We start from the raw sequence: 10,918 nt of genomic DNA on the forward strand, positions 1-10,918 counted from the left end.
GCTAAACACATGGCACAAGAAGGATGGAGTGTTCAGCGTTTACTGAGAATTATTCAGGTCAATTTATTTGAAAGGAAACTTTTAAGGTCACTCTTTGTGCCTGATAAAAAATGGCGAAAACAAGAAGAACCTCAATTGAGGTTCTTCTTGTGATATTTGTGGGACAGCAGTGACATGACTGTTCTCTTTTTTAATTTATACAAACTTGATTAAGCTTCGACAGTTTGTACAGCAATTTTCTTAGCAGGGTCTACTTTGCGACGAACCGCAGGAACAGGTTCACCATGATACTGACGATCTGCAAAGTAGCTTGAACGGACCATTGGTGCAGACCAAATATTTCTGAAGCCTAATTTACGACCATGTTCTGCGTAACGTTCAAATTCTTCTGGCGTTACAAAGCGATCTATTGGCGCGTGTTGCTTAGATGGTTGTAAATATTGACCAATTGTTACGTAGTCCACATCATGAGCACGAAGATCATCAAGTAAAGAAATCACTTCTTCTTCAGTTTCACCAATACCCACCATCAAACCACATTTGGTAGGAACGTCTGGGCAGTATTCTTTAAACATTTTTAAAAGATTCAAAGAATGTTGATAGTCTGAGCCTGGACGCATAGCTTTATATAAGCGAGGTACTGTCTCTATATTGTGGTTAAAAACGTCAGGTGGACATTCAGTCATAATGCGTAAAGCAATATCCATGCGACCACGGAAATCAGGAACTAAGATTTCAAGTAGCGTTTTTGGACTCAAAGCACGAGCTTCTTTAATACAATCCACAAAATGTTGAGCACCGCCATCTAAAAGATCATCACGATCTACAGAGGTGATAACTGCATATTTCAAACCCAAGTTTGAAATAGTTTCCGCCATATGACGAGGTTCATCAGGATCAAGTGCATTTGGTCGACCATGAGCAACGTCACAGAAAGGACAGCGACGAGTACAAATATCGCCCATAATCATAAAAGTCGCAGTACCACCACCAAAACACTCTGGAAGGTTAGGGCAGGCAGCTTCTTCACAAACAGTATGGAGTTTTTGCGAACGTAGAGTTGTTTTTATACGCTGAACCTCTTCAGGTGCAGTCATTTTGACGCGAATCCAGTCTGGTTTACGAGGTACTTCAACCGTAGGTATAACTTTTACAGGAATTCTAGCGACTTTTTCAGCGCCACGAAGTTTTATGCCCTGTTCAGGTTTACGGTGTTCAGACATCTTATTTTCTACAACCTATTGCTTGAGATATTCGATTATTATAGTCAAATTTATAGGTTTATAGGATGAAATAGGTATTCATTTTGAAAATGTGAATATATAAAAATATATGGTTGAGAAATACATCAACCCATAGCATATTAGTTATCATATATATAGAAGTAAACAGCTAAGAGATAAAGGAGCTTTGAATGCCACGTAAGAAAGAGGTCGTTGGTGGGAATGTTGTAAAATTTGATGCAGTCATTCTCGGTTCTGGCCCAGCTGGTGAAGGCGCGGCAATGAAGCTAGCTAAAGCAGGTAGAAAAGTAGCAATCGTGGATGTACGTGATCAACTCGGTGGTAACTGTGCACATGTAGGTACAATTCCAAGTAAAGCCTTACGTCAAACAGTTTCAAGTATCATCCGTTATCAGCGTGATCCAATGTTTCAAAAAGTAGGTGAATGGAAACAATTCACCATGAAACAAGTGTTACGCAACGCGCATAAAGTGATTCAACAGCAAGTTGATACTCATACACGTTTTTATGATCGCAATAAGATTGATGTTTTTCATGGACGTGCGTATATCCAAGATAAAAATACCGTACTCATTTTTGGTCAAGATGGCATTAAAGATACCATCATCTGTAAACAAATTGTGATTGCAACGGGTAGCCGTCCTTATCAGCCACAAGGTTTGGATTTTAACCATCCTCGTGTTTTTGATTCTGACAAAATTCTTGATTTGGATTATTCAATTCAAAAAATCATTATTTACGGTGCTGGTGTTATTGGTTGCGAATACGCATCGATTTTTATTGGTCTAGATCATAAAGTTGATTTGATCAACACTCAGCAAAAGCTTTTAAGCTACCTTGATGATGAAATCGCTGATGCATTGTCATATCACTTGCGTGAGCAAGGAGTATTGATTCGTCACAATGAACAAATCGATCGCCTAGAAACCTTTGATGATCATGTGGTTTTACATTTGCTTAGTGGCAAGAAAATCAAAGCTGATGCCATCTTATGGTGTAATGGTCGCTCAGGTAATACTGACGGTTTAGGACTCGAGAATGTAGGTCTTGTACCAAACAATCGTGGTCAGTTGATGGTAAATGATCAATATCAAACTGAAGTTGAGAACATTTATGCTGCTGGTGATGTGATTGGTTGGCCATCACTTGCATCTGCTGCATATGACCAAGGTCGTTGTGCAGGTGCAAACATGGTCGGTGAGAAAAATGTTAAACCGATTAAAGACGTACCAACAGGCATTTATACCATTCCAGAAATTTCTTCGATTGGAAAAACTGAACAAGAATTGACTGAAGAAAAAGTACCTTATGAAGTAGGGCAAGCATCTTTCCGTCATCTAGCTCGTGCTCAAATTACTGGTGATACCGTAGGTGAGTTAAAAATCCTCTTCCACCGCGATAGTTTGGAAGTTTTAGGTATTCATTGTTTTGGTAACAATGCCGCAGAGATTATCCACATTGGACAGGTTGTAATGCATAGCCCTAATAATACATTAAAGTATTTTGTTGAAACGACATTCAACTACCCAACAATGGCAGAAGCATATCGTGTTGCAGCTTTGAATGGTATGAATCGTCTATTCTAACTTTAATAGAGTTGTATGAACAAAATGCCAATCAATATGATTGGCATTTTGTTATTTAAATTGAAATAAAAAGGTTAAATATGAAAATCCAGAAAAATAATTTAGTGATCGTAACGATAATTGTTGTGCTAATTGCTGCTTATGTCGGTATAGATTTAAAGCAAAACAACCTGAACGATAATGTTGTTCAGACTTCAATTGTTGAGGAAGCGGCGGTTGATGATCAGCATAAGATTATGAAAGCTTATAAACAACAGATAAGTAACATTCAAGTTCAATCCAAGGGTGAAGTAAAAGCAATTTTAGCTGATGATAATGATGGTTCAAGACACCAAAAAATGATTCTAAAACTGGAGAATGGTTTAACCGTTTTAGTGGCGCATAACATTGATTTGGCACCTCGGGTGGAGGGACTTAGAAAAGGTGAAATAGTCGAATTTTATGGAGAATATGAATATAGCCCTAAAGGTGGAGTGATTCATTGGACTCATCATGATCCACAAGGAAAACATGTGGATGGATGGCTAAAATATCAAGGGAAAAGCTATCAATAATCTCTTTTAGCTAATTAGCCATCCATAATATGCTCTAAATTAGCTTGAAAGCCCCAAATTTTGACGAGATTTCCATTTGGGTAGTATCTTAGCTAAATAGGCATCCATGCACCATACAGGCCCAATCAGAAGGAATTGCAGATCTTTGAAGAAAGACGGTTTCTTTCCTTCAACTTTATGACCATAAAACTGACCAATCCATGCGATTACAAACACGCCGATATAAAATCCTACCCCTACAGGTAGAATAATAATAAGCCAAGCCATTACCACCAACAAAGCAGCCATAGCCACAGCTAACACGATATCCAAGCGAGCATAGAAAACGAGTGTAAGTACAAGCAATAAAGCGGTGAGGAGAGTACTAAAATGCGCAAGAATACCAATTATTGAAAAAAGAATTGCTGGGACACATACCCAATGTATTTTTTTATTCGTTTGGTTTTGGTGACTATCGCTGTATTCATCGAACCATTCATCTATCGATTTCACAACTGCACTCCTTGCTAAATTGACAATTTATAATGTCATTACTATAGCGAAGAAAGTAGTGAGGGTCAAAAATGAATCAAAAAATAATATAAATAATAAAGCCACGTATAAACGTGGCTTTATTATTAGTTGGAAGTCTAAATATTAAGAATTTGGACCATCAACACGTTCGATACTTACTTTAGCAGTACCAGCATTGGTAACACCAAGTTGCTTAGCTGCGCCATAAGATAAATCTAATACACGGTTACCATGGAATGGACCACGATCGTTAACCTTAACTACAACGCTTTTACCGTTGTCTTTATTGGTCACACGAATGTAACAGTTCAATGGCAGGCTACGATGAGCAGCAGTTAAACCATTCATATCGAATGTTTCACCGCTTGCAGTCTTACGACCATGAAATTGACGACCATACCATGATGCTACGCCAGTTTGGCTAAACTTACGTACAGTATTAGACGCAACAGTGTTAAGTTTTTCAATCACTGAAGGCTCTTCTTCAGGGATATCAATTTTAGCAGCAATTGTTTGGCGACGTACTTTGTCACCAGAACTCTCAGTGATTGAAAGACTATTGACGTTAGAAAAACGAGAATTAAAATTTTGAGAATCTTTGCTCAAAACGCGGGCTGCTAAATTAGAACCTTCAACATCATTTGTTAATGATGATGATTGTACCATTTCAGCATGTAACGGGCTTAAACTTAAGCCTGCCGTCAGCGCTAGAATATATTTCAGCGAAAACTGCATTGTATAAACTCCTAGAGAACATGTTTTTCTATCTCGACAAAACAGCATCGAAATACAGTGCACATGTCTAATTATTCACTTTTGCAATTACTTTTCTTGGGTGGATAATATTCAGCGCTTACGAAGTGTGTCTAGTCTTTAACGATAAATAGTTACAAAAAGGGTAAAAACTTACAGTTTTAGATTAAAAAACAATCAATATTGTAACAAAATATTAAAATTGATTATTTAACACCCTTTTTGAGCCATAAATTTATTGACTTTTAAATTTTGTTTAAAAAGTCGGGTTATCTTCCTGCGACTTCAGTGCCTAATAACCACACCGCTGTGGCATACATTCGACTCTTATTATAAGTCGTGATTACTTGGAAATTTGGATAAGTGATGTAGTAAATAGGTCCAAATTGGTCTTGTAATTGAATAACATTTACTAAATCAAGATCATCTATTTTTACCAAAGGGTCAATAGGTGCGATACCTAATCTTTTTAGCTCACCATAGGGAGTTGGTTGAGTTAAATCCTTAGCAATAATACTTTCAGGATCGTTACCTAAATAACGAGCAGGGAAGCCAATTGGACGATCACGTTGCCAACCATATTGAGCTAAATAATTCGTGATTGAACCAATTGCATCAACTGCGGAGTTTCTTAAATCAATATGTCCATTACCATCATAATCCACACCTAGCTTTTGGATGTTACTCGGCATAAATTGTGGATAGCCAATAGCCCCAGCATATGAACCAACGATACTGTTGGTTGGATAGCCTTCTTTATATGTCCATGAGATCAACGCTGCAAGTTCATCACTGAAGTAATCAGCACGACGAGGATAACCAAAAGCTAAGGTTGCTAGAGCGTCACGGGTGATGAAAGAGCCCTTATTTGCACCATAACCTGTCTCAACACCTAAAATGCCTAAAATTACAGATTTTGGTACACCAAATTGTTGTTCCGCACGATTCAGAACATCTTCATAGTGATTTTTAAAGCGGACACCACGTTGAATTGTACCTTCCACCAAGAACATAGAGCGATATTCATACCAAGGCTTACTTTCACCTGGACGCGTCATAATGTTTAAAATGTTGGATAAATTACGTGCGCCACTCATTGCAATATCAATTTGTTCACTACTTAAACCATAAGTAGTCATCGTTTTTTGTTTAAAAGCAAAATAATTTGGATGAGTGTAAAATTCATTTGCTTGCGCCCAATTACTACTCAGAAATAGACTGGCACTTAATGTTAAAAATTTAAAAGTATTATTTAGTTTAGGATGAAACATGTGTTTTATGAATTCCTCGTTATCGATGTGTATGAATTGACATCACAAGTCCAAATGTTGACATAAGTGTAATAATTGCAGTTCCACCATAGCTCATAAACGGTAACGGCACACCCACTACAGGTAAAATACCACTGACCATGCCTGCATTTACAAATACATAAACAAAAAATGACAAACCAAAGGCTCCTGCAACTAAACGCCCATAGTTATGGAAGCTTTGTAAGCCAATCTGAAATGTTCTAAAAATAATCGCGCAATATAAGAAAATAAGTAGGGTAACGCCGATCAAGCCAAATTCTTCAGAATAGGCTGCAATAATAAAGTCGGTATGACCTTCTGGTAAAAAATGTAAGTGAGATTGAGTACCTTCTAAAAAGCCTTTTCCTGAAAAACCGCCTGAACCTATCGCAGTTTTAGATTGAATAATATTCCAACCTGTACCCAATGCATCAGCCTCAGGATCTAACAAGGTAAGTACCCTTTGTCGTTGGTAATCGTGTAGTAAGAACTCCCAAGCAATTGGAATGATTACAGCAGCAACTCCAGCAGCGGCAGCAATCAATCTCCATGATAATCCACTCAAGAAAAGTACAAAAATGCCACTAGCAAGCACAAGTAATGAAGTACCTAAGTCTGGTTGCTCTGCAATTAAAAGAAAGGGTACGAGGATGAGCAGCAAAGATAGTATGACTTGAGACAAACTAGGAGGTAAGGCTTTGCGAGATAGGAACCATGCGATCATCATTGGCATGCCAATCTTCATGAATTCACTCGGTTGAACACTACCAAAGCCTGGAATATCAATCCATCTTTGTGCGCCCATACGTACTTCGCCAAACACAACAACGGCTACTAAAGATAAAACACCGAAGACATAAAAATATGGTGAGAATGCTTGATAAACTTTTGGAGGAATTTGCGCCAGAATAATCATGACGGTAAAACCAATGCCAAAGCTCATTGCTTGTTTACTGACAAGACCAACATCTTGGGCAGAAGCACTATATAAGACGGTAAGTCCTAAAAATGCATTTAGTACCAGAAATAGGCAAAGCCATGGGTCTATATGGAGTTGTTGCCACCGTGAAGGGTGAGTGGCAGTACTCAAGCCATCACGCGGTGCTTGACGTAAAAATTTGTACTGTGAGCTTGGAGACATGCGCTTCTAAATCAAGTAAATCAATGCTTCGCGAATGCTAACATAAACACTGATTTAGACAATGCAAATTTAGAAATTGTGACATTATATAAGTTTGAAAATGACTCATCTTTTTCTATAAAAAAAGCGACTATATATAGTCGCTTTTTTTTGAATATTCGAAGCTTATTTCTGAACGAGCAACTGATCGAAATGCTTAGTGAATACATCTAACTCAGCTTGGCTTAAGCTAGGAATAAGTTTTTTGATTACAATATGTACAGCAGTTTCAACACCGCTAGTCGCAACACTTGCAACACCACGTTTTACCATGCCTAAACCCAATGTTTTGTTGTATTCAGTCATGAAGTGTTGAATAAGCGCGTCAGCAAAAGATTTGAACTGTTGTGTTAATGCATCACGTTGTTCTTTACCGTTGCCCGCAGCAACTTCAGCAAAGCTTTTTTTCATGTCAGAAACTAAAGCATCTGGTAGTTGAGTACCGATACGTTGTTTACCTTCATTATCAATAAACAAGCTCTTTTCCATGAAAGCTAAAGATTCAAGGACTTGTTCATTCGATGCTTTGCCTAATAATTGCTTCATCAAAGTAGAGACAATACTACGAATCTTTTGAGCGAGTTCTTCAGTTGTATCTCGTTTGTCACTTGGTGGGAACTGCTGTACCAAATGCACCAACATCGTGTCAATCAGCTCATCAGTAAGTTGAAGAGAAATCTTGTCACGCAAAGGGTATTGTGGTTCTTTGCTGTTACGGTTGGCTTGTGCAAGTTGAATATCCTGACTCAACGTTGCAGATGGAAGAATACCGAAATAACTGGTCATTGAAGAACGTCCTCTATATCAAATTTATTCGTTTTATTGTCGTGCCAAGCGGATCGGCTTGGGCATCCATGACAAGTCAGATACTCGACAAGGGTTGATATCCAATCCACCACGACGAGTATAGGTTGCATAGACCATCAGTTTTTCTGGTTTTAAGTGTTGCCAAATATCTGCGAATATTTGTTCCACACATTGTTCATGAAAACCATTATGCTGACGGTAAGAAATAATATAGGCTAATATACTGCGATAACAAGGTTTTTTACCTTGAAAACGAATAAAAACAGTACCCCAGTCAGGTTGTCCCGTCACCGGGCAATTACTTCTCAAAAGATTAGAGTAAAGTTCTACTTCAATATTTTCTTCACTGACAGCATCGTACTGCAATAAGCTTGAATCTGGATGTTCTGAAAGACGTTCAGGGATCAGATCATCTATACAGATTCCTTGGGGTTTAGAAATCTGTAAATCATCCACTTGAAATAGTTGCAGTTCAACTTTAGCACCAGCAGCATCTGATAAATCACGCTCAACGGTCTCAACAAATGATTGTTGCGATGCAAATTGCGTGAAATTCATGCTGTTGAAATATAGTTTAAGTGATTTTGATTCAATTAAATTCGGAGAGTTGGCTGGTAAGGTTAAACGTCCTATAGCCACTTGTGGTAAACCAAGTTGGTTTAACCATGAAATCTCAAATACATGCCACCAGTCTTTGCCTTGCGCTATGCCTTCAATATCGGCATAAAGTTTGCGAGATTCAGCACGAGCAATCGGAAATAATACTTCTGGTTGATATTGAGTAGGGTACTGGGTGTCTTTACCTAATAAAGAATGTTCTACACTCATTCACGCATTCCTGAACCACGAGCTAATAAATGATATGCAACTGCATAAAGGGCAACACAACATAATGTGACAACAGTGAGGGAGAATGAAACATTGACATCACTATGTCCCAAGATACCAAAACGGAAAGCGTTGACCATGTAAACAATTGGGTTAATTAAAGATAGATTTTGCCAAAATGGACTTAAAGCACTAATCGCATAAAATACACCACCCAAGTAAGTGAGTGGAGTCAAAACGAAAGTTGGGATAATCGAAATATCATCAAAAGATTTTGCATATACGGCATTAATGAAACCACCAAGTGAAAATAATAACGAGGTGATAATCACTGTATATATAGTTACAAAGAAATTATAGATTTCCAAGTGAGTGAAAAACAAACTCATCAGAGTAACGATTAAGCCGACCAATACACCACGACATACACCACCAATCACATAACCCCAAAGAATTAAATGTAATGGCACTGGACTCATAATCAATTCTTCAATGCTTTTTTGGAATTTTGCACTAAAGAAGCTTGAAGAAACGTTTGCATAACTATTGGTAATCACTGCCATCATAATTAAACCTGGCACAATGAATTGCATATAGCTAAAGCCACCCATTTCACCAATACGTGATCCGACTAAATTACCGAAAATCACAAAATATAGGCTCATGGTAATCGCTGGTGGTAGCAAGGTTTGAGGCCAAATTCGCATAAAACGACGAATTTCTTTAACGACTAAGGTCCAAAGAGCGGTTTGTAACTGATTAAAGTTCATTGATCCGCTCCTGAAAGATTTTTCTCAACCATTTTTACGAACAATTCTTCTAAGCGGTTTGATTTGTTACGCATACTACTGACTTGAATATTTTGTGATTGTAAAATCAAAAATAAATCATTCATGCTATGCGCTTTATCCATCGTAACTTCTAAAGTCACTGGATCGATTAATTCGAATTTAAAGCCAATAATATTGAGTTGCAGGTTTTCGATCGGTTCTGCTAAATCACAAATAAACGATTCTTCATTAAGTTGATTTAGGAAACCTTTCATAGTGGTATCTTCTTTGATCACACCACGGTCAATAATGGCTATGCGACGACACAACATTTCAGCTTCTTCTAAATAATGTGTCGTTAAAATGATTGAAGTACCTTTTTCATTCATTTCAGTCAAGAAATCCCACATTGAACGGCGTAATTCAATATCAACGCCTGCAGTAGGTTCATCGAGAATCAAAAGTTTTGGTTCATGCATCATCGCGCGTGCAATCATTAGGCGACGTTTCATACCACCTGAAAGCATTCGAGATTGAATGTTACGCTTTTCCCAAAGACCAAGTTTCTCTAAATAATGTTCAGCACGCTGTTCAGCGAGTTTTTTTGGAATTCCATAGTAACCAGCTTGAGTGACCAAAATATCAAAAGTTTTCTCGAATTGACCAAAGTTAAACTCTTGAGGCACAACACCTAAACACTGTTTTGCCAATGAAGGGTGGGTATCAAGGTTATGGCCAAAAATTTCAACTGTACCTGATGTTTTTTTAGTTAAAGAACTAATGATACTGATCGTCGTCGATTTACCTGCACCATTAGGGCCTAATAATGCATAAAACTCTCCTTCAGGTACGGTTAAATTAATACCTTTTAATGCCTGAAAACCATTACGATAAGTTTTGGACAAATCGCTCAACACCAAAGCATCAGTCATGAACGTCTCTCATTGTTAGATTGAACGCGTATTTTGAGCGATATAAAAAAATAAACCAAGTGTAAAAGTGGTTTATCTTGTTCTATATATAGAACAGCGTTGAGCAGTCATTTAGAAAGCAAATTAATAAACAGCTAGAGCCTCTATTAAGATAAAGTTTTTAAAACGTTTTTATAAAGCTTTGTTGGTTAAATAGGTGAATTTATCAATAAATTAAGAGCTTAATTTTTTAAATTGTTTAATCAGGAAATCAATAAAAATTTGAAGCTTTTTAGAGATATTCTGACCATTGGGATAAACCGCATAAAAGTTCATGTTCGGGCTGTGATAGTCTTCTAAACACCGAGAAATAACACCTGCATCAAAATATTTTTTAGCAATAAAATCTGGTAGGAAGACGATGCCATGTCCTTTGGTACATAATGGACTGCTCCCAGTATCCTAGACATGAGACCGCCT

At 37.6% G+C, this 10,918-nt stretch carries 11 protein-coding genes and 2 pseudogenes; 3 read left to right on the forward strand and 10 right to left on the reverse strand.

The genetic code is table 11. The features are described 5' to 3' along the window. A pseudogene (locus F948_RS16460) lies at positions 1-153 on the forward strand (IS4 family transposase); the annotation flags it as partial. Between the two features lie 56 nt (positions 154-209). Here the strand turns inward: F948_RS16460 and lipA are convergent. Continuing rightward, positions 210-1,223, reverse strand: a complete 1,014-nt coding sequence (lipA, locus tag F948_RS14845) for a lipoyl synthase (protein WP_004682327.1) — start codon at positions 1,221-1,223, stop codon at positions 210-212. A gap of 191 nt (positions 1,224-1,414) precedes the next feature. Between lipA and sthA the strand changes: the two genes are divergently transcribed. Together sthA and F948_RS14855 are read left to right on the forward strand one after the other, a co-directional pair. Continuing rightward, positions 1,415-2,830 carry a Si-specific NAD(P)(+) transhydrogenase gene (gene sthA / locus F948_RS14850; RefSeq protein WP_004915155.1) on the forward strand — a complete coding sequence of 472 codons (1,416 nt, stop codon included), beginning with the start codon at positions 1,415-1,417 and terminating at the stop codon, positions 2,828-2,830. A gap of 80 nt (positions 2,831-2,910) precedes the next feature. Then, positions 2,911-3,384: a DUF3465 domain-containing protein gene (locus tag F948_RS14855; RefSeq protein ID WP_004965583.1), complete on the forward strand. Its 474-nt coding sequence runs from the start codon at positions 2,911-2,913 to the stop codon at positions 3,382-3,384. A gap of 39 nt (positions 3,385-3,423) precedes the next feature. On the opposite strand, the gene F948_RS14860 is transcribed toward F948_RS14855, so the two are convergent. The 9 genes and pseudogenes from F948_RS14860 to F948_RS16265 all read right to left on the reverse strand — a co-directional run. Then, on the reverse strand, positions 3,424-3,876 hold the full coding sequence (locus F948_RS14860) for an Mpo1 family 2-hydroxy fatty acid dioxygenase (RefSeq protein WP_004915160.1): 453 nt from the start codon (positions 3,874-3,876) through the stop codon (positions 3,424-3,426). A gap of 144 nt (positions 3,877-4,020) precedes the next feature. Then, entirely contained in the window at positions 4,021-4,632 is a 612-nt protein-coding gene (locus tag F948_RS14865; protein ID WP_004679681.1) for a septal ring lytic transglycosylase RlpA family protein, read from the reverse strand. A 287-nt stretch (positions 4,633-4,919) separates the two neighbouring features. Further along, a complete protein-coding gene (gene mltB, locus F948_RS14870) occupies positions 4,920-5,921 on the reverse strand; it encodes a lytic murein transglycosylase B (protein ID WP_004965586.1) in 1,002 nt (333 codons plus the stop codon). 19 nt (positions 5,922-5,940) lie between these two features. Further along, positions 5,941-7,083 (reverse strand): rod shape-determining protein RodA, encoded by a 1,143-nt coding sequence (gene rodA, locus F948_RS14875; protein ID WP_004915164.1) that lies wholly within the window; start codon positions 7,081-7,083, stop codon positions 5,941-5,943. Between the two features lie 165 nt (positions 7,084-7,248). Further along, complete coding sequence (locus F948_RS14880; protein WP_004915166.1) at positions 7,249-7,908, reverse strand: hypothetical protein; 660 nt, start codon at positions 7,906-7,908, stop codon at positions 7,249-7,251. Between the two features lie 33 nt (positions 7,909-7,941). Continuing rightward, complete coding sequence (queF, locus tag F948_RS14885; protein ID WP_004965591.1) at positions 7,942-8,757, reverse strand: NADPH-dependent 7-cyano-7-deazaguanine reductase QueF; 816 nt, start codon at positions 8,755-8,757, stop codon at positions 7,942-7,944. Then, the gene (locus F948_RS14890) at positions 8,754-9,527 is read right to left on the reverse strand and encodes an ABC transporter permease (protein WP_004953671.1); all 774 of its coding nucleotides are present in this window, start codon (positions 9,525-9,527) and stop codon (positions 8,754-8,756) included. Before F948_RS14890 ends, queF begins: the two co-directional genes overlap by 4 nt. Continuing rightward, positions 9,524-10,459: an ABC transporter ATP-binding protein gene (locus tag F948_RS14895; RefSeq protein ID WP_004965594.1), complete on the reverse strand. Its 936-nt coding sequence runs from the start codon at positions 10,457-10,459 to the stop codon at positions 9,524-9,526. The genes F948_RS14890 and F948_RS14895 overlap by 4 nt, the downstream gene beginning before the upstream one ends. Positions 10,460-10,672: 213 nt before the next feature. Beyond that, positions 10,673-10,867 (reverse strand): annotated as a pseudogene (locus tag F948_RS16265) (LysR substrate-binding domain-containing protein); the annotation flags it as partial. Positions 10,868-10,918: the final 51 nt, after the last annotated feature.

Origin of the sequence: Acinetobacter junii CIP 64.5 (assembly GCF_000368765.1) — a bacterium.
Classification (GTDB): domain Bacteria; phylum Pseudomonadota; class Gammaproteobacteria; order Pseudomonadales; family Moraxellaceae; genus Acinetobacter; species Acinetobacter junii.

Coding starts and splice junctions, on each gene's coding strand:
- lipA (WP_004682327.1), bottom strand. CDS start 1,223: ATGTCTGAACACCGTAAACCTGAACAGGGCATAAAACTTCGTGGCGCT.
- sthA (WP_004915155.1), top strand. CDS start 1,415: ATGCCACGTAAGAAAGAGGTCGTTGGTGGGAATGTTGTAAAATTTGAT.
- F948_RS14855 (WP_004965583.1), top strand. CDS start 2,911: ATGAAAATCCAGAAAAATAATTTAGTGATCGTAACGATAATTGTTGTG.
- F948_RS14865 (WP_004679681.1), bottom strand. CDS start 4,632: ATGCAGTTTTCGCTGAAATATATTCTAGCGCTGACGGCAGGCTTAAGT.
- mltB (WP_004965586.1), bottom strand. CDS start 5,921: ATGTTTCATCCTAAACTAAATAATACTTTTAAATTTTTAACATTAAGT.
- rodA (WP_004915164.1), bottom strand. CDS start 7,083: ATGTCTCCAAGCTCACAGTACAAATTTTTACGTCAAGCACCGCGTGAT.
- F948_RS14880 (WP_004915166.1), bottom strand. CDS start 7,908: ATGACCAGTTATTTCGGTATTCTTCCATCTGCAACGTTGAGTCAGGAT.
- queF (WP_004965591.1), bottom strand. CDS start 8,757: ATGAGTGTAGAACATTCTTTATTAGGTAAAGACACCCAGTACCCTACT.
- F948_RS14890 (WP_004953671.1), bottom strand. CDS start 9,527: ATGAACTTTAATCAGTTACAAACCGCTCTTTGGACCTTAGTCGTTAAA.
- F948_RS14895 (WP_004965594.1), bottom strand. CDS start 10,459: ATGACTGATGCTTTGGTGTTGAGCGATTTGTCCAAAACTTATCGTAAT.